The organism is Cryomorpha ignava, from assembly GCF_010686655.1.
Classification (GTDB): domain Bacteria; phylum Bacteroidota; class Bacteroidia; order Flavobacteriales_D; family Cryomorphaceae; genus Cryomorpha; species Cryomorpha ignava.
On the sequence record NZ_JAAGVY010000060.1, the window covers coordinates 1 to 19827 of the forward strand.

Below are 19827 nucleotides of genomic sequence, written 5' to 3' on the forward strand. Positions count from 1 at the left end.
AAGTAGTCAGCTCTGACAAATTTTTAATATCTTTGGATTGCAGCATTTTTACGTATTTGGAATTACGCCTTTAAGATACTGTTTTTCAGAATCTTAAAGTAATAAAAATGCTGCACTTTTTAACTTTACAATGTTAATTATCAACACAATAGCTCCTGCGAAACTTTAGTTAAAACAAAAAAGGTGTCGCTATTCTTTGGCGACGAACACGAAATTAAAACCAATGAAATTATAAAGCTGTTTAAAATTAATTTCATACCTCCTTTTTATAATATTGTGCTCTATCAAGATAACGAGCGTTTCAAATACGCTTTATCTATTGTTCAAGACTTACCCTGGCCATCATCTCTGGCGGGAAGCAGCCTTAAGTTATTTTGCTTAGTGCTTATACCGTTTTCTTTCCTTTGGCAAGCTGGACAAAAACCCATAGAAAGAAGATTGAAAATACCCAGTCATTTATCCCATAAATTGAATAATATAGTCCCGCCATTACATCTTTTTCAAAAACATCAGAAACACTATTATTTAGCATCCAATTTATCCAAATATATCCATAGATGACTTTTTCTATGACAAAAATTCCAACAAGCCATTTTACTTTATCATAATTTCTGGCGACTGATATGTAGGCTAAGCCCCAAATCAATATCATCAATAATCCAAAATTGGACATTACTTCGGGATCAAATTCAGGTATTGTCGAATTTGTAAAAAACCTCGAAAAAATCAATACCGATGCATTCATTAATCCGGCCAGAATAAAGCCCCTTGTAATTGTGGTGTTTTTAAGGATCATAATTCAACTCATTTATAATTTAATTTTGATTTACTATGTACGGGTTTCAGGATAGGTTTCTAAATCTCTAGGATTTAACCCCTATACTACCGCTAAAAATAATAATTAATTTAAAAGGTTGATCACCAGCTCGAAAAAAGAAATTGCCTATTATGCAAAAGATGCTGACCCACCAAAACAAATTAGAATCGCTTTGCTTTCGGTAATTTGTGCTTCCCTTGGCTGTATAGAGAAAAAACGGATCCGTCAACAAGATGTTTTTCATGAGAATTTGCATCTTTAGTTGCACTCTTTCGCCCTTGGTTTACGCCGCTGAATCTAGACAAATTCAGCGGAACCACAACCTGGTTATTACGCAACACTTTTCTTTCAATATCTCCCTAACAATTTCACTCATAAAGTGTTATAGATAATTAATCCGCCAAAAAGAAAAGCAAAAGGTGAAATTAACTGAAAGTAAATTGGCTTAAGTATATCTGCACTTTTCATTGAAAATTTATGGTGCACTCTCGGTGGAACAAAATAAAGGATCAACGAAGTCAAGAGCATAATCCATCCAAAAACTGTGAACGCTGCAGGAAATTTAGAGAATTCAGCGTATAATATTAAGGCTATAGCCGGAATCATTCGCAATGTAATTTCCGCATAATTTATAAAGTTTGTACTACCGGCTTTTCTTAAGGTACTCCTCGCTTTATTTGGATTAATAAGCATCACAAATCCGATAAAAATCATAAAGATTCCGAAGAATATCAAAATCCATTTTGCAATTTCTATTTTCATAATCCGGGCAGGTTTTTAGAATTCGAATTCGTAGCATCCCGAAGGGGCTATTCAATGTACAGATTGTTGGGTTTTTGCGCTTTATTTGCTTCTGTTTTTTGTTCCGGCGAGAAAGTAATCTAGTAACTTTTTATTCTTTCAAAACCTCATAATCAACCCCATCTGGCACCCAATTGAATAAATATTCTGATCAATTGGAGTTTCTGCCAAAGCAGTAAGTGAATACCTGAAAAGTGGTTCTACTCTAATATTAAACCTTGGGTTAATGTGATAACCAACTCCAACTCCTCCAATTAATCCTATTGTTTTTTTATTGAAATCAGTAATTCCCGATGCAATAGCAACTTTATCACCGTTACTATAGGTTATCCGGGTTATGGATTTATCATACAAAAATTGATTTAAAGTAGCTCCGGCGGTAATATAGCCAAAGAATTTCTTGTCTATGACCCGATAGTTCAGGCGCAGCGGAATTTCGAGATAATGAAAGCGCAGTTGGTAGTTGGCTACGCCGGGAGAACCTTCTCCAGTAGGATCGGATAAAGGATCGTTCTTAAACATGTTAGTCTGACTCGAAAACTGAAGACCAAGTTCCACTTCAAGATTCGGAATAATAAGGTATCGAGCTGCTATTCCGGTATTGAATCCCAATGAAGGATGCTCATATTTTTCTCTTGCTTCTACCAATGGTTCCAAGCGTTCAGGATAGCTCAACGTTCGATAGCTGAAATTGGGTGAGAAATTTACTCCTACTGAAAATCGACTTTGTTCGTTGATTGATTCTTGCCCATGGCCTATGAATGGGATCAGGAGAATGAGTATGGCAATTAGTTTTTTCATTTGGTTTGTATTGTAGATAGCTGCGCTGAGCGGCCTGGCTTGTTGTAAAAATGAACTATAGCTTTTGTCTCATATAAGTAGATTATAAATCTATAGCCGTTATCCCAACCCTATGGGTAAAACTAAGAATTTATTTAAAAGGCTAAACAGCATCTGGAATAAAGAGAAATCACCCGCTCTGCAAAAGGCAGTTACCACTGAACTATTAAAGCGCGCAGAAGAGAAGCCTCCGTTCCTTCAAAGTTAGCGTCCTAATAAAGAGATAAAACCCTGTTCAAAATCATATAGAAACAGAGATGTTTGGTAACACCATCCAAGATTACTTCCCGGCTTTCTCAGCAGCTACTTTCTCGGCGGCCTCCTCTTGGATGTCGTTTGAAAAAATATCAAAAATCACAGCATATTTATAGGCCAACTCTTTATAGCCATCATAACGCCCGGAGCCACCGCCATGACCAGCGCTTAAGTTCGTTTTTAGAAGCAATAAATGATCATCTGTTTTCACCTTTCGCAGTTTAGCCACCATTTTTGCAGGCTCCCAATACCCTACCCTTGTATCGTTTACACCGGTGGTAAATAACATGTGTGGATAATTTTGAGCTATTACATTTTCATACGGGCTATAACTCAACATGTATTCAAAAGCCTTTTTGTCATTTGGGTTTCCCCATTCCTCATATTCAATGGTCGTTAAGGGCAGCTTATCATCAAGCATGGTGTTTATAACATCTACAAAAGGAACATCCAGAATAACCAATTTGAAAAGATCAGGTCGCATATTCACTATACCGCCCATTAATAAACCACCTGCACTACCACCCTCCGCTACAATATTCCCTTTTTGAGCGTAGCCTTCTGCAATTAAAAACTCGGCACAATCTATAAAGTCAGTAAAAGTGTTTCTCTTATTCATCATTTTACCGCCATCGTGCCATGCTTGACCCAACTCGCCGCCGCCTCTTACATGAGGAATAGCATATACAAAACCACGGCTTATTAAACTGTAAACAGAACTATTAAATCCAGATTCACTTCCGCTGCCATAAGAACCATAAGAAGTCATAAACATACGCTTATAGCTATTGTTTTTATTGATACCGTAGGACGGGTAGAGCAAGGTAATCGGTATCATTGTGCCATCTCTGGCTTCTGCCCAAACCCGTTTATTCTTTATCCAATTTCCTGCATTGTAGTTTTTTACTGCCGTTTTCTTTACTAATCGCTTCTCTTGGGTTCTCATGTTATAATTCCAAGCTTGGGAGGGCGTTTTCATAGAAGATGTGGAATACATCAAGGTGTCGGAATTGAATTTGGGATTGTATGCAGGTGAAACCAGATGAATGTCTTCTTTAATTTTCAGATAATGCGATTTACCGCTTTCCTTATCAATGATTCTCAAGCGGTTTTCCATCTTTTCAGATTCTCCGAGAACCAGAAATTCATCGAAAATAATGAAGCTCGTCAATAGATTTCCCTTTTTAGGCTTCAAGAAGCTTTTCCAATCTGCTTTAGCATAAGCTGTTTCGTCGCATTTGAATACTTCAAAATCTATACTTTCTTTATTACTTAAAATGTAGAATTCATTCTTATAATCTGTCACAGAATATTCATGCGTTCCTTCTCTTGGTGCCATTAAATGAAATCCGTTATCAACCGCCTTCAAATTCATGAAATGTACTTCGTCGGTATTTTTACTGGAGATACCCAAATAGACGTACTCCTTGGATTTTGATTTCGATATTGAGATCTGAAATTGAATATCATCTTCTTGAAAAAGCAATGAATCACTTTGCTGAGGCGTGCTCAATTCATGCAACTTTAGTTGATACGTGCGATTGGTTTTAGGCTCTTGCAAGATGTACAACACTTGATGATCATTCAGCCACAGCATTCCTGAGACGTTTAACAAGGAGTCCGCTATAGAAAAGCCGGTCTCTAGGTTCTTGAATTTAACAGTTACCTTGTCGCTGCCTGTCGTGTTCTCATAATACATCATCAGTTTAGTATTTGGACTTACTCTAATACCTCCAGCTGAATAATAGTCTTTATCCTTTGCCAAAACATTAACATTCATTAAAGTATCCCATATTTCAGCACCTTCTTCTCTGCGCATATAAATAGGATATTCATCTTCTTCTGTCCATCTCGTTTGGTACCAATATCCATCATCTTCATAGGGAATCGATTCATCTTCTTTATCAATTCTACTCGTTAACTCTTGAAATAACTCTCGTTGACTCTTTCTGAGTGGGATAAAGTAATTGTCGGTGTATTCATTTTCTGCTACCAAGTATTCCTTAATATCTGCGTTTTGAAGCGGGTTTTTAGGCTGCTTCAACCAAGCGTAATCATCTACCAATGTTGTGTCATGCAGTACATTTGTTGTTGGAATCACTTTGGCAATTGGTGGTTTTAAACTATCGTTTCGTGTGTGCTTGTCAGCAAATTGATTTTCTAAGGGCATTTTACCCTCCATATCCTTTCTTATGCTATCAGGAATAATGGCCAACGGGTTTTTTTTGGTGTACTCATCCCAAAAATCCTTATTGTATTCCAATGGTAAATCAAATAATTGATTCGTTGGTAAGTTGGCAAAGACCTCCGTGAAATCAAACATCATTACCTCTTCGGTTTTCACCTCATCTACCCAAAATTGGCTTACCGCAACGTAAGGGGTTGTGTTATTTGTAAGAGTATCTTTCAAAATAAATTCGTCTTCATGCCGCAAATATTTCAAGTAATACGTGTCGCCAATTTTTTGATATTCAATATTCAACTTATAATCAAAATGCTTGTAGTTCATTTCAGCGTAACTACAGAGGTATTTCTTAAACTCTGGCGGAACTGAACTTTCAAATTTTAGAACTGCAAAATTATCTCTATCAATGTAAATTTTGCCTTGCAAAGGCTTGTTTCGTCTTACTTTATTAAAAGATTTAAATTTTCCTTTTGTGTCTAATTCTTCCATTAATTCTTTGGTCAGCACAGTTCGGAAAGACAATACATACACATAACCGACTCCTTTCATTAACACTTCTCCTATTTCATAGTCGAATTGCTTGAACTTTTTATCAGTGAAAAAAGCAGCCTTAAACTTTAAGTAATCTTTGCTAAAAATCCCCATCGGTCCTGCTTGCACATTGGCGTACATATCCGTTTTGGTTAGGTTTTTACTCGATCGTGAATCAATCACTTTTGCTTGATCGCTATTCAGAGTAAGAAAGTGGAAATGCCAACGATGCAAGCTTCTTCCATTGTACATATTAGAGTTACTCAAAGAAGATATGGAATACTGAGCTTCTACCCGGTAGTCACTCCCTTTGTATTCTTTTTCTTGATAGGGTGCATAGTGCACTTCTGCAACAGCATCTGAATACGATATGAATGCGCCATTTTCGGCAACCGTTTCTCTATAATAACCTTCTAATAAAACGGGTTCTTGCGCATAGTTTAGCTCAATGTTCTTAATTACCTTTTGTAGCAATTGCTTTGCTGATATTTTCTTTTCCGGCTTAATTACTACTTCTTCAATTTGTGTAATATCTCTTTCCAAGGACACTACCAATGGGCTCAACTTTCTTAATGCGCTTATTGAGTATATTTTGCGAACATATCCCAAATAAGAAAATACAACGCTTTTGTCATTGTACTCTGCCGGAATGTTCAACACAAATTCCCCATCACCGTTGGTTACTGTTCCCAAAGCAACACCATTTAGGCTAACATACGAAAAAGCAAGTGGCTGTTGACTTAAACTATCTATGACCGTGCCTTTCAGCGTTATTTTAGTTTGAGAAGATAATGGAAATACCAAAACCAAGTTGAAGATCAGGAATAAAAGAAATCTCATAGGAATAATGTGGTGATATTTTAAAAACAAAATATGGTAACAGTAAAAAGGTAAGGCGCTTAACTTTGCGAGAAGTTACATTAAAATTTAAGTTTTTTTTAGTAGTAAATTAACGGATTTAATACTGCTTTATTTGACACTATTCATTTTTAGGGTCTACCCCATTTAAACAATCGCTCCGGCAGGGCTGAATTGGTTAATATTTAGCTCGAAAAAAACTGGAACTTGTTAATTTTCGTATAGACAACATGATAAGAAGCATCCTTCTCATTCTACTAATAGCCGGTTTTTGGAAATCTTCTTCGGCTCAAAAAATAGATCATTTAAGTTCATACTCCGATATTCAAAGTTCCAACTACTTCCGTTTTAACTACGACAACGATCTTTTTGCAGGTACAGACCAAAACTATACGCAGGGATTTAGTTTTGAGTTGGTTGCTCCTTTCTTAGATGCCAATCCCGTTAACCACTTGTTTTATAGACCTAATGATTTTGAGATACGCTATGGCATATTCGTAGAACATATTGCGTATACACCAGCTAATTTTGAGCTACCCGAAATCCAAATAGGAGATAGACCTTTTGCGGCCGCCATTTATTTGAAGAGTTTCATGATCGCCACAGACCGCGAGAATGCCAGAAGGTTAACTTCTTCGGTAAGTGTTGGTATGATTGGGCCTGCAGCTTTTGGTGATGCAATGCAGACAACCATTCATAAAATTACAGGAAGCAAAATGCCACTAGGCTGGAGAAATCAAGTAAAGAATGATTTAGTGCTTACTTATGAAATGGGTTTTGAACAACAAGTGATAAGACTAAAGGATTTATTTTCTTTACAAGCACAAGCCAATGTAGCCATAGGAACTTTATTTACGGGAGCTGCGGTAGGAATGAATATGACTTTTGGGATATTAAATTCACCGTTCAAGCCTGCTACCAATAATCAAGGTTTTAAACTCTATGCATACGCAGCGTCTATAGTGAATGTAATAGGGTATGACGCAACTTTGCAAGGTGGTTTATTAAATGATAACAACCCGTATACCATTGCTGCCAAAGATGTTGAGCGCGTAACCGGACAATTTAACTACGGAATTGTTTTACAAATAAAGAAGGTCTATCTGGAATATTCGCGTACTGCACTTACTAAAGAATTTGCTACCGGGAATTCTGCGAAATGGGGAGGGATTAAATTGGGGTTTGGGTTTTAAGGATAATCAGCAGCTCTATGTGATTATTAGAAGATATGGCCAGTACAATAACCCATTTTACCGGAATGAACGATTGCTTTAAGGCTTTGCCGTTTAAGAAGAGTTTTCGCCGACGCCCCCCCGGAGTGTCCCTCTGTGCAAGTCTTTCAAAATCTTCTTTTACAACCGTGCATAGGCTTTCACAAGGCTCGTCGAGCCACTCCCAATCTGGCAAGTAGCTTTTTTGGGTAGAGCATATATTTCAATATATGCACTTCAGATCGGAAACACATTAACTTTTGGCTAATTTCAAGCAATAAAGTGAATGCATGAATACTTACTCCTGCTGATCGAAGGAGCCGGGAGACTTTATTGATGCCCGCTTAATGCTCTCATTAAATAAACCGCCGTTTTACTACCCTTACTTTTGACAACTTCCTCCGGCGTTCCTTCCGCCACCACTTTTCCGCCGTCTTCTCCCGCGCCGGGTCCTATATCGATAACCCAATCGCTTGCTGCCACGACCTGCATGTCGTGCTCTACCACAATTACAGTGTTGCCGGCATCAACCAATCGGTTGAGTTGAAGTTGTAATTTTTCTACATCAGTGGGATGCAAGCCGGTTGTGGGCTCGTCTAAAATATAAAGCGTATTTCCACGGCTCTGGCGCTGGAGTTCGGTGGCAAGTTTAATGCGCTGCGCTTCTCCACCCGAAAGCTCAGTTGCCGGCTGACCCAATCGTAAATAGCCCAAACCGACTTCCTGCAACACATTAAGCGGGCGACTCACCCTGTCGTCTTCCTCAAAAAACACAGCCGCTTCATTTACAGTCATCCGAAGAATCTGGGCGATATTTTTTTCGTGATAAGTAACTTCCAGAGTTTCGGCATTGTACCGCGCGCCACCGCAAACCGGACAAGGCGCATAGACACTCGGCAAAAACAAGAGTTCAACCATCACAAAACCTTCGCCATCGCAATTTGGACAACGCCCCTTTCCCACATTAAATGAAAAGCGGCCGGCATTATAATGTCGTGCTTTCGCCAATTTTGTTGATGCAAATAATTTGCGCACCACATCAAACAAGCCCGTATACGTCGCCAGATTAGAGCGCGGTGTTCTTCCAATTGGTTTTTGATTGACCACCACCATGCGTTTTATGGCTTCTGAACCTGTCGTAATTTTACCACCCACCGTTTCAACGACGTCTTGTTGCAAAGCATCTTCAACTTCCTCTTCGGGAAATGGGTCGTTTCCAAGTTGCGCCAACATTAGTTCGACCAATACCTGACTCACCAAACTGCTTTTGCCAGAACCGGAAACTCCGGTAACACTCGTCAATACGCCTAAAGGAAAAGACACGTCGAGGTTCACTAAATTGTTTCTAGTAACGCCAGCTAATTTCAACCATCCCGAAGGCTTTCGGGTTGTAGGCCTCTCAATGGGCAAATCATTAAAAAGATGTTCTCTGGTTTTAGACCGAGCAATGTTTTTTAAACCGGCAGGCGGACCGCTGTATAAAATTTCTCCGCCACCTTCGCCTGCATCCGGACCCACATCAACTATCCAGTCGGCATGACGAATAACATCCAACTCATGCTCAACCACAAAGAGTGAGTTGCCGCAAGCTTTTAATCCATCCAGGGCTTTTAGTAAGGCTTCTGTATCGGCAGGATGCAATCCGGCAGAAGGCTCGTCTAAGACGTAAACCACCCCAAATAAATTACTGCGTATTTGAGTCGCCAATCTCAATCGCTGATGCTCTCCGGGCGAAAGCGTAGGCGTGCTGCGCTCTAAGGATAAATAGCCCAAACCTAATTCCAATAAAACGGTAAGCCTCGCCACAAGATCTTCGGCTATTCTTTGTGCCACCAATGCTTTTTCCTGGTGATTTTTAGCCAATTTGGTTAAACCCGGTGCCGATCCATCGCCATAGGGAGCGAAGATAGAAAGCAAATTCTTGAGCGGTAGCCGCGAAATGTCGGCAATATCATATCCTGCGAAAGTCACCGAAAGGGATTCGCGACGTAAACGTTTCCCGTGGCAGGTAGGACAATCGCTGCTAAGCATGTATTTTGACACCCGCTTTTTCATTAAAGCACTTTGGGTATTTGCAAAAGTGTGGAGCACATATCTTTTGGCACCCGTGAAAGTGCCCATATAATTTGGTTCCCTCTTTTGTTTGATGGCAAGCTGTACCTCTTCCCGGTTGAAGCCTGGGTACACCGGCACTTGGGGTTGTTCTTTTGTAAATATTATCCAGTCGCGGTCTTTCTTTGGAAGATCCTTCCATGGAATATCCACATCATACCCCAATGTGGTCAAAATGTCCCGAAGGTTTTGTCCTTGCCAAGCTGTGGGCCATGCCGCGATGGCTCTTTCGCGAATCGTCAGTGAATCATCAGGCACCATACTTTTTTCTGTTACTTCATACACTCTGCCCAGTCCGTGGCATGTCTTACAGGCTCCTTCGGGTGTGTTGGTCGAAAAGGATTCAGCATATAAAAGCGGTTGTCCTGCCGGATAATCGCCGGCGCGGGAATACAACATGCGCAACAAGTTAGACAAGGTGGTAACCGAGCCTACCGACGATCTGATAGTTCCCGAACCGCGCTGCTGCTGTAAGGCAACCGCGGGCGGCAGACCTTCTATCTCGTCAACTTCGGGTATTGGCATTTGATGAAAAAGCCGCCGCGCATAAGGCGATACAGATTCAAGATACCTGCGCTGTGCTTCGGCATACAGAGTGCCAAAGGCAAGTGATGATTTGCCTGATCCGGAAATGCCGGTAAATACCACCAAAGCATCGCGGGGAATTTCCAGACTTACATTTTTGAGATTGTGTTGACGCGCGCCACGCACAGCAACGAAGCCTTCTTTTTGGGTCCTGTTTTCATTTGGTTCTTCCATGGTGGCGGGATGTGTCAAAAATTATACCAAGGGTTGGGGTCTTTTAAACATATTACCTGAATACCCCTATCCTTCCAACCATTTAAACCATGTGGTTTGATCAATAATTGGAACCTTGTTTCGGTCACAAACATTCATGGTATGTCCTGTTCCACCGATTTTTGGATTTGACAAGTCGTCATAGAAAATACCAAAAGTTGCCGGTTTTATTTCATATGTGCCAATTACTTTTATTGTGTCTCTAAGGATATAAGCAGCTTTAATCGAAAAGCGATCTCTGGCACCAGCGACATATTGGTCAACCAATTTTTCCATTCTCTTATTGCTTTTAGATTGAAACACGACTTCGGGTTCATTAGCCATATTGACTTCATCTAAAGCGAATGTCTCGTATGCTTGATTGGTTTTTTGCCTATGCCCAGTGTAGGGTGTTATGACTTGTAATCGGGATTTGTCAACAGACGAAACACCTAGCGAAAAATAATGGTCAGACCCGTCGGCGTTGCCACTTCTGAATGTTATGTGTTTTGTCTTAGTTGCCAGGGTTTTACCGAGTTGGATTAATAAGTCGGTGTCGGTATCTAAAACCATCCGTTTTCCTTCAAGGAGAACAATTGCGTTTTCTTTATCAAACTGTTCAATAAACGCTTTTAAGGTCATGGTCGTTTTTCCATTATCGCTAACAGGTTGCGGCTCTGCTTTTAGACCGAGCCAGGCTGGCAGCACTAGTTTATGTTTTTCAAGAATTCTCCAAACCTTTTTTCGAGAAAAGCATGCGAGTGTTCCAAACTATGATTATCATCAATCAAATTGAGAACTGCTTTTGTTTGGCGACCAAATTTGATTGAACTATCGCAAGGAACTGTCGGATCATCCCAACCATGTACAATTTCAATGTGATCGCACATCGGAAGATAATTTTGTATCGTGTACTCCTCATCTGCCATAAAAAGAGCGGGACATAGTAAAAACAACCCGGCCAGTTTGTAATCATAAGCCACAACAGTAGATACATATCCACCCATACTTGACCCAACCAGCACAATGGATTCGGCATTTTTCGATTCTATAAATTCCTTTAAGCGTTCTATTCGCTCATTTGCATTTTCACATTTTGTATAGTCTATAGATGCTGTTTCGAATCCATGACTTTCAGCGACTTTGCTCAATACTTTTATTTTGGTACCATTCGGCCCACTGTCTCTTCCGTGTGAAAAAATTACTATTTTCATTTTATATGTTTTTTATTAAAATTATGAATAATCTTTCTGATTCCCGTTAAGCAGGTTCAATTAAACCTCATCCATCCAAAACTCATAAATCATAACCATTGCCAGAGTATCCAGCTCACAGTATTTCAAGAGACCCGTAACAATTCTGTCTCTTTCCATTTCTGTAATCTCTTCAAACTGCATTTTAGCGAAAGCGATCATGGCCGCACCTCCATCTGCGAGATATTCATCTGCGATCATTTCAGCTCTATGATCTTCAGATAATTTCTCAAAAATAGAAGGGAGTAAATCGTATGGATTTTTCACCTCTCCTTCGGCATCATATTGAATCCATTTCCAACCATCTTCATAATTTATACTTCTTATTTCGCTCGTTTTACCATAAATAGGCTCGGCATATTTCTTTTGAATAAAACCGGATCTGGACAACACTGCCGGCAAAACTGCTTTTATAGAATTCGATCCTTTTGTTTTTGGGTCAAAAAGATAATCTTTAACCATCCTGTACATATCTACCATATCCCTATTCCCAATAATCTTCTCTTCCTTACCATTTACTATTATCTTGTGATAGGTTATGCTGTATATAAATGTTATCAACTCTTCCTTGTCGGGCACTAAAGCCGAATCTGCAACTGCTAATTGTGCACGAACTTGATTGAGTACCGTGTTTTCATGATATGAAAATCGAAATATGGTTCCGCTGTCGGTTTCCAATTCCTTTTTTAATGCTCGAACAAAATTGAAATTTGGAAAAACCCCTTTACCGGTTTCAATAAATTCTCCTTTGTGTTCAACGCTTCCATCTGCATACATAATGTGATGCGAGAATTGAAATGCAATTTGTTCGTATGGTCTCTGACCTTTGTAAAAAGGGATGGCAACCATCGACGTTTCAAAATCTATAAAATGCAATGGGTAAATAAACGTCGCCATTTCTTGCCGCATACCATCGGCATCTAAATAGAAAGAGTCATCGTTGTTTTGTACTTTTACCACTTGCATCCATTGCCGTTCCTGCCTGGAAAGCGCACCATTTGGCTTTGGTTCAATATTCTCTCCAATATGCTCCTTTTGAACATCTTCCATAAAAATGATTCCCTCCTCAAAAAGCTTTGGTTTACTTCTGTGATCCCAAATTTCAGTCATGCGCGGTTTATAAAAATCGGCATCTGTCCAACCTTTTTGAAGTTTCCAATATTCTTTTAGCCCGGATAGTTTCTTCGGATCATTTCCATGAAATTCACAGCTAAAACAATGCACACCTACCGGGCTGATTATTTTTTCATCTTTGTCATACTTTTCAGCCCATAGGTTTATTTTATCTTCAAACAATAGCTCCGGTTTGTCTTTTTGATCTTCGTCATCTATTATGCTTTGTGCGATAGAATCAACATTTACAGCAGTTAAAATTGCAGTACCCAGCGAAGCTAAACTCACCACCTTACTTACCTCTGCATACTTCCTTCCTTGGTCGTTGACCTTTATTTGAAACAACTGGTTCAATCCGGTTACAGAAGCCACTTTCGATTTATCAGCAAGCATTAGGTAAGCCGTTACATTACATTCCGGAAATGCTTTTTCTGTTACATATTTTTGAAAAGCCACATCTTGTAAATAGAGATTCCATTTACTGTTTACATGTCCCGTTTTTGTAACCATACTACCCGTACCCTTTCCATCAAAGGATTTTGATTTTACTTCTATCAGGTTAATTTGAGTTCCAATTTTCTCAAGCACATCCACTCTAATAAAGAAATTCTTATAAAGAATAGCCGCTTCATAAATGATCACGTTTTCTTGTTGCAACAGTTCATTGGTTCGTTCCAACGGAGCATCATAACCCGTTTCCGTAATGTCATGTCCATTGGGGTGATAGCATTTCGCTAATTCTCCAACCTGAAAGCCACCTTGGGCGAGCGCCTCCATAAAGGAATCGTCGTCTTGCTGGTTCTCATACCGTGACTTCTTGGTGTAGAAGAGTTTAGTAGGGCAATCTAAGCCTACCTTAAACCTGGACTTTGTGAGTGGACGCATAATTCCTTTTTTTTATTTTTAAATAACTAGTTATGGTAATGCATTGCTTCCAATAAAAACCAGAAACATCAATTGGTTGATATGCTGATTTACCGTAGTAGTTCTCAATTTCTAATTCAATCAATTTAGCATCCAAAACGTCTTTAACCGCAAGTTTATCAAACCAAGAATTTTGAGCAATCAAAAAAGGGTGAACTTAAAAGAATCAATATAATTATGTGTAATCCTCTTCATTCATTTTTGCAGAACATTGGTAGCAACGCCCCTATTGTGGCTTACTTCACTATTGGGATCACATCCGGGAATACTAAACCCATAAACTTTACCCCCCCCCTATCCTACCGGTAAAAATAAGGATTTATTTAAAAGATTGGCAGCAAGCGAAAAGAAGGAGAAATTAACTATACCTCCAAAGACAGTCTCGCATGGCAAGTTAGAGGCCGCAGCATTTCAACTAAACGAAGTGGCCTCACGACCGCAGGGAGCAAATGCAGCTGAGCGGGTAAGCATTCTCTCTGAATATAAATACCACGGAGCGTGGCGGGGTGGTATGCTAAAGTGCTCCTTTTCTTTTTAATTTCTTTTTAATGAATATATCAAATAGCTCTGTAGTTGTAATTATATTAGGATACCCCAGCTTCCTTAATCCGTTTTCTAAAACCTTGTCTCCCGTCCAAAGTTTGGATTTAAGATGATCTGCAAGTGCAACAAACAATGTATCATCTTCATCAATATCTTTTGTCAGATTAATTGCATTTCTCAATGATTTATCGGAAATTAATATATCATCCACAAAACGTATTTTCGAGATTATCAGATCATACGTTTCCTCAAATTGAGCATCGGTAAACTCTGTAATCTTCTGAATCTTCGATTTATGTTTTGTGATTTCAACTTTAAGTAAATCAACTGTGTAGAAATCAAAATAGGTTGATCCAAGGATCAATATTTGTCCAATATGGCTCTTTGTATTGAGTATTGCACTAAACACGATATTGGAATCAACTATGATTTTCATCAATTACAAATTCCTTTTTTCTCTAATTTTCTTCCACATAGTTGAATTAACTGCTTTTGCCAGCTTATCCACATCTTCTTGCTTTGCATTTGAACTCGCCGTCAATTCTCTATATTTCAGATAGTCCAACATGTCTTGCAACTCTGATAAGTCTATACTCGATGGAAGCCGTATGACTATTTCATCCTTTGTCCTTTCTACTTTCATTTTAGAGATTCTTTATTCAAATATACACAATTTGTAGGTTAAATGTCGCTTAGCGCGATAGCAGCGTCAGGTTGTTGATGCAGATTTAGAGTCGGATAGTCCGGATGGATTAACTAATGGAAGCTGCCGCTTAAAATCATCGAGTGGCTCATCAAAGTCAGGAGAACTATAAATTTGCCCCTTTGCACACCCAAATATTGGTTTCCTATTCTTAATTTCTTTCTTCACTTTTTCAGTAAGAAATCAATAAAGTCATTCACCTCAGATTTGATGTCATTGGGCAAAGAATTAATCTTAGTATATAAAGATATATGATCCATTTGGCGGGTTTATAGCAAAGATACAAATCCATTTCATTTTTTTTATGGTTTCCGGTCTGCCGCTGATATCTATGTAATTACATGAATTCGCAGGCCCCTGTACGAAGGCATAACTTGTGAATGCGGTGGGGCGGATCACCACCCGTCCATTTGCCGTACATAAGCATTCACTTTGCTCAAAAGGCTAAAACAAATCTTTGCAAACCAAAAACCAATCGATCTATGCATGTATAATTTTAAAATTAAATTTGACAAAATCGACTTTCCTTAACTACTACCGGTTTCAATTTTTTTCAAATCATTATATTTGACACGCATTTTAATGAACAGAAAATGAGAAATCCAATCCATTTAGAAAGAACGCGCGCTATAAAAAGCGCAAATCTAATCATGGTGAGCTTTTTTCTAATCTTTTCGTTCGGCGCTTTTGGTCAGGATAAGACACCAACAAAAGCTGATATTTATGAAATGATAGAAAATAAAACTCCTAAGCGAGGTATTTACAAACATTATTATGAATTCCTCGCCAACGCTCCATCCATCATTGATTCATTTTACCTAAAAAAGTCACCACGGCCATACTACCTTTGGCAAGATACGTATTCACTTGAGCCACGCTATGTGCGAAAAAACAAAAAAGTAAGGAGAATCTGGGGATTCTCAGATGGAGAACAAGCCTATATTTTTGATGAGGGAGAGTTCTTTCCGATTGTAGTGGAAAAAGGTGAACTGGTTTTTTATGGATTCGACCGCGTGGATAATACGGGAGTGTTGGCAACAACCCTTATAGTTGGTGCAGTCGGCGGTGGAATTTCTGCAGCCGGGGCTCAGTCAAATGCCCGATCTCAAAAAATAGGATATACAATTCATCCGGTAAACGGCACGCCGATACACCCGCACCAACCGTTTCATGAAAACCGTGAGCAAAAGAATGAATTGATCGTTTATCGCAGATCGAAAAAAGAATCAGATCTGCCGGTAAAGTTTCTTGTGGATGGAGACCAACTTTATTCATTTGAACAAAAATCTTATGTTCTTTTACAATACCCTCTCTCAGAGGGCACTATAACACTCTGCACGGGGACAGATTTTAAGTATTGCATTACCGTAGCATTAAATCCCGACGAACCTACGTATGTAAAGTGCACCTATCCGATTGACGCTGACTCAGCAAAACTCATTTTGCCCACGCGATCTCAAGGTAAATACGATTTTGGGAAAGTTGAGAATACTCAGAATAAACGAGGCAGGCAATTTCCACAAGACTATACGAAGGAATGAAGTGGCACGCTTTATTTTAAAGAAGTTAGAGTTGATTCGGATTTAGAGAGTGTGGAGGATTGTAAGGTTGGTACGGGTTCTGGTGCGACGCCGAGGACTTGGCGACCTCGCCGATGTTGTATTAAAAAAGAAAAATCTACAAAATTGCTTTTGTAGATTTTTCAAACGTATTTAAGGACTATTGCGAATGGCTTATTTTAAGAAATCGGCTTCCTTGTATGCCGGGTTGGGATAGGTATATACCCCTTTTCCATTGGCGGTACCCATTTTTCCTTTGTCCAGATATTCTGCTTTTATCCATCGGGCCACTTTTGCAGAAAGCTCATCGCCTCCCTCGCCCCACGCTTTGTATAAGTTGTAGGGTGTGTTAGGTCCAATGATGTCCATAAATGCGAACGGCCCCATCGGTGCGCCGGTTGAAATCATCCAGGTTTTATCTACAACTTGCGGCTCGGCAACTCCATCGGCTGCCATCTGAACGGCTGCTTTTAGGTGCGGAACCAATAGCGTGTTAAGCACATAGCCAGGCTGCTCTTTGTGGAGTGGAATCGGAACCATCGCTATCGCTTTTGCAAATTCGATTACCTCATCAAATACCTTCGGATCCGTCTTTTCAGACATCATGATTTCAGCGATATTCAATCGCCAAATTTCGTTGGCAAAGTGCATATGCAAGAACTTTTCCGGACGGTCGGTAAAACCTACCAGTTGGCTGGGCACCATGGTTGAAGAGTTGGAAGCGAAAATGGTTTCTTTCTTGGCCACTTTCGACAATTTCTTGTAAAAGTCTTCCTTAATATCAATCAATTCCGGTACCGCCTCGATTACCAGATCGGCATTCTCGACAGCTTTCGCCAAATCGGTGGTTTGCGTAATGCGGTTGTACGCATCTTCTACTTGTTGTTTGGTGCCGTATTCATCTTCCTGATAGCGTTCCATTAAAACCTTAAATCGTTTTTTGGCTTCTTCGAGTGCTTTATCATTGATATCGTAAGAAGAAACGTTAAACCCTTTAAATGCTGTTTGAAAAGCAATTTGACTGCCCAGAACGCCTGCTCCGGCTACTGTTACATTTTTTATCTTCATAATTATATCTTTTTAAAAGAGGAGACCGATCTCAAAACAAACTAATTATCAGCTGTCACGGGTCTCTCTATAAATATGAACAAGTGTCAGGTAGTAATGTTGTCGTTTTAAGGTTTTTAGGGAGTTGTGGGTGACTTGGGTCACACCGGTGACTACCCTGATAAAAGTTTCTGGCTGCCACTCCCCTGCCAAATCTTCATTATAAGTATGCGAAGATTGGTTTCGGCTTTTTATCATTTCCATCCAAACTTCACCATCTTCAACTAAGCCATTGCTGAATGCTTCTCGGGTAGCATCTCGCGATCCTGTTATACCGGTACGTGCTGCCATCAATGTGTTTTTCTATCAACATTTGCCACGCTCTTCGAGTTCTGTCTGGTCTGTATCCGTGGTAGCTTCTTTGTCAGTTTCCTGAAATTTTTGCAAGGTGGTGGTGATAATGCCGCCATAGTCATTGCGCAAGAGTTTATCGAGGTGTACTACCGACGATGCCTGGTTTACATTCTTAAACCCCACGTTTTGAAAGGTGGTGGTAATCTGTCTGTCCAAATCCTTGCGGTCGGTCATAATCAGTACCGTAGGGTTTTCAAATCCATATTCGGGCGCTTGCAGCTTACGGGTTACATAAGCCATGGTGAGGCTTTTACCACTCCATTGGGTATGCCACACTAAACCGCCTTCGCCGGATTGCAGGCGTTCTATGGTTTTGTTGGTGGCGCGCAATTGCTGATAGCACGGCAGCTTCTTGACGGTGGTGTAAGTTGAATCGAAATTGCCATCCATCAAATTAGCAAAAAATAAAATAAACCAGGGTCTATACGCCCCAGAATACCTATTTAAAAAAGTGGCTCACCTGACGGAATGACTGATTCCTTTAGGAGCGGGCTTAACGGCTCATTATATTTAGGTGTAATAATGTAGCGCGCCGAACAAACATTAATTCTTAGGTGCTGAATTTTGTTTATAGAAATATTATACCTTTCAATTCAAATTCGTCTATTATCTTTATAAATAAAGTTTTAATCTTATCGTTTGTGTCATACCCAATATTATCAATTATTTTCTTTACTCTTTTCGCTAAAGCCGCTGTATTTGTGTATTTTGATTCAAACCATTCAAACTAGGTATGGTCTTCGTCAATGTCATACTCTCTTAGCATAAATTCATAATCAAGAATTGAAGAAGCATAATTAAAAGCCCAATGCAAAAGCTCAAGCTTATCGGTTGGTTCTTTTATTATAGTCTTTAAGGCAGCTCTACTTTCTTTGCGTTCTTCTAAGTAATCGTCATAAAGATCGAATTCATATTCTATGATGTCTCTATTCACTAGTAAATCATGTATACAACTATTGATTGCTGATGATAGATAGTCGTATTTCATTTCTTTGAAACCAACACTTGGAATTCCAATGCTCCTATGTACAATATGTTGTAATTCATGAGCGATTTTTGATGCGTTAATTGGTGATGGCGGTACATTTCGTAGATATATGTAATGTTTGTCATCTATCTGTGTGGTTCTAAAATTAATTCCTTGACGTAACTTTTTATCTCTTTTCCATATAATTTCAGATTGTATTTTTTGTCTTTCGGAATTATAATAGTTTCTAAACTCTTCTGAATATTTTATTAAGTTCTCAACTATATATTTTTCTGAGTATGTCATATCTGTTAATTTATCTTGCAGATGTCAATAGAACAAGCAACATTCATGTATTTTATCTGCCTAAATAGCCATTGAAAGTTTAGTAGCTGTGCATATTTCACAAATGGGATTGCAACCAAGATTCTTAAATCTATAATCCCTCATTCTATCGCTAAAAATAAGAATTTATTTAGAAGCTTGAGAAGCAACTGAATAGTAGATAAATTACTTTCTTCCAAAAAGGCGGGGGGACTGTTTTAACGACGAAGTGCATTGAAAAGACCACTTAAATGAAGCTTAATAACCTGTTTTAAATCCATCGAATCAAATTTATTACCCAAACTGCAGTTTTATATTTCACCTCTAAATAATGGCTTTTAACTTGAACTTCTAAGTACATGACAAAAATTGATATATATCCATATTGTTCTGATTATTAGGATTTAACAAACAGCTTGCTACATGGTCTAATCCATGCTTGAAGATACTTTTTGCTTTGCGGCCGTGTTTTTTTATTGTTATTGGTTTTACATTTTGATGCAGATAGATACCAACTTTATAACACCAAACCAAAGCCATCATAACCAGCAGTACCAGTTTTTCTATACGTTCTATTTCTTGTAGATGCGTTT

The 19827-nt window shown here is 39.1% G+C and carries 16 protein-coding genes and 2 pseudogenes; 2 read left to right on the forward strand and 16 right to left on the reverse strand.

Annotated elements, in window-relative coordinates:
- Positions 1–385 precede the first annotated feature (385 nt).
- The 4 genes from G3O08_RS18805 to G3O08_RS18820 form a co-directional block, all read right to left on the reverse strand.
- On the reverse strand, positions 386–796 hold the full coding sequence (locus G3O08_RS18805; protein ID WP_163286997.1) for a hypothetical protein: 411 nt from the start codon (positions 794–796) through the stop codon (positions 386–388).
- A 393-nt stretch (positions 797–1189) separates the two neighbouring features.
- The gene (locus tag G3O08_RS18810) at positions 1190–1579 is read right to left on the reverse strand and encodes a hypothetical protein (RefSeq protein ID WP_163286998.1); all 390 of its coding nucleotides are present in this window, start codon (positions 1577–1579) and stop codon (positions 1190–1192) included.
- Between the two features lie 138 nt (positions 1580–1717).
- The gene (locus G3O08_RS18815) at positions 1718–2419 is read right to left on the reverse strand and encodes an outer membrane beta-barrel protein (protein WP_163286999.1); all 702 of its coding nucleotides are present in this window, start codon (positions 2417–2419) and stop codon (positions 1718–1720) included.
- 319 nt (positions 2420–2738) lie between these two features.
- The gene (locus G3O08_RS18820; protein WP_163287000.1) at positions 2739–6269 is read right to left on the reverse strand and encodes a prolyl oligopeptidase family serine peptidase; all 3531 of its coding nucleotides are present in this window, start codon (positions 6267–6269) and stop codon (positions 2739–2741) included.
- A 248-nt stretch (positions 6270–6517) separates the two neighbouring features.
- On the opposite strand from G3O08_RS18820, the gene G3O08_RS18825 reads away from it, so the two are divergent.
- On the forward strand, positions 6518–7480 hold the full coding sequence (locus G3O08_RS18825; protein WP_163287001.1) for a lipid A deacylase LpxR family protein: 963 nt from the start codon (positions 6518–6520) through the stop codon (positions 7478–7480).
- A gap of 348 nt (positions 7481–7828) precedes the next feature.
- On the opposite strand, the gene uvrA is transcribed toward G3O08_RS18825, so the two are convergent.
- The 7 genes and pseudogenes from uvrA to vapB form a co-directional block, all read right to left on the reverse strand.
- Positions 7829–10369, reverse strand: coding sequence for an excinuclease ABC subunit UvrA (uvrA, locus tag G3O08_RS18830; protein ID WP_163287002.1), 2541 nt, complete (start codon positions 10367–10369; stop codon positions 7829–7831).
- A 66-nt stretch (positions 10370–10435) separates the two neighbouring features.
- Complete coding sequence (locus G3O08_RS18835) at positions 10436–11095, reverse strand: hypothetical protein (RefSeq protein WP_163287003.1); 660 nt, start codon at positions 11093–11095, stop codon at positions 10436–10438.
- Positions 11095–11601 carry a YqiA/YcfP family alpha/beta fold hydrolase gene (locus tag G3O08_RS18840; RefSeq protein WP_163287004.1) on the reverse strand — a complete coding sequence of 169 codons (507 nt, stop codon included), beginning with the start codon at positions 11599–11601 and terminating at the stop codon, positions 11095–11097. Before G3O08_RS18840 ends, G3O08_RS18835 begins: the two co-directional genes overlap by 1 nt.
- Positions 11602–11661: 60 nt before the next feature.
- A complete protein-coding gene (locus G3O08_RS18845) occupies positions 11662–13638 on the reverse strand; it encodes a DUF2779 domain-containing protein (RefSeq protein ID WP_163287005.1) in 1977 nt (658 codons plus the stop codon).
- 553 nt (positions 13639–14191) lie between these two features.
- Positions 14192–14656, reverse strand: a complete 465-nt coding sequence (locus tag G3O08_RS18850) for a PIN domain-containing protein (protein ID WP_163287006.1) — start codon at positions 14654–14656, stop codon at positions 14192–14194.
- A gap of 3 nt (positions 14657–14659) precedes the next feature.
- The gene (locus tag G3O08_RS18855) at positions 14660–14863 is read right to left on the reverse strand and encodes a hypothetical protein (protein ID WP_163287007.1); all 204 of its coding nucleotides are present in this window, start codon (positions 14861–14863) and stop codon (positions 14660–14662) included.
- 66 nt (positions 14864–14929) lie between these two features.
- Positions 14930–15183 (reverse strand): annotated as a pseudogene (vapB, locus tag G3O08_RS21940) (type II toxin-antitoxin system VapB family antitoxin).
- A 333-nt stretch (positions 15184–15516) separates the two neighbouring features.
- Between vapB and G3O08_RS18870 the strand changes: the two are divergent.
- Complete coding sequence (locus tag G3O08_RS18870; RefSeq protein WP_163287010.1) at positions 15517–16464, forward strand: hypothetical protein; 948 nt, start codon at positions 15517–15519, stop codon at positions 16462–16464.
- Positions 16465–16656: 192 nt separating this feature from the next.
- On the opposite strand, the gene G3O08_RS18875 is transcribed toward G3O08_RS18870, so the two are convergent.
- The 5 genes and pseudogenes from G3O08_RS18875 to G3O08_RS20980 all read right to left on the reverse strand — a co-directional run.
- Positions 16657–17550 (reverse strand): 3-hydroxyacyl-CoA dehydrogenase, encoded by an 894-nt coding sequence (locus G3O08_RS18875; RefSeq protein ID WP_163287011.1) that lies wholly within the window; start codon positions 17548–17550, stop codon positions 16657–16659.
- 48 nt (positions 17551–17598) lie between these two features.
- Entirely contained in the window at positions 17599–17880 is a 282-nt protein-coding gene (locus G3O08_RS18880; RefSeq protein WP_163287012.1) for a nucleotidyltransferase substrate binding protein, read from the reverse strand.
- Between the two features lie 15 nt (positions 17881–17895).
- Positions 17896–18333: a DEAD/DEAH box helicase family protein gene (locus G3O08_RS18885; protein WP_239541351.1), complete on the reverse strand. Its 438-nt coding sequence runs from the start codon at positions 18331–18333 to the stop codon at positions 17896–17898.
- Between the two features lie 337 nt (positions 18334–18670).
- Positions 18671–19216 carry a hypothetical protein gene (locus G3O08_RS18890; RefSeq protein WP_163287013.1) on the reverse strand — a complete coding sequence of 182 codons (546 nt, stop codon included), beginning with the start codon at positions 19214–19216 and terminating at the stop codon, positions 18671–18673.
- Between the two features lie 369 nt (positions 19217–19585).
- Positions 19586–19827 (reverse strand): annotated as a pseudogene (locus G3O08_RS20980) (IS4 family transposase); the annotation flags it as partial.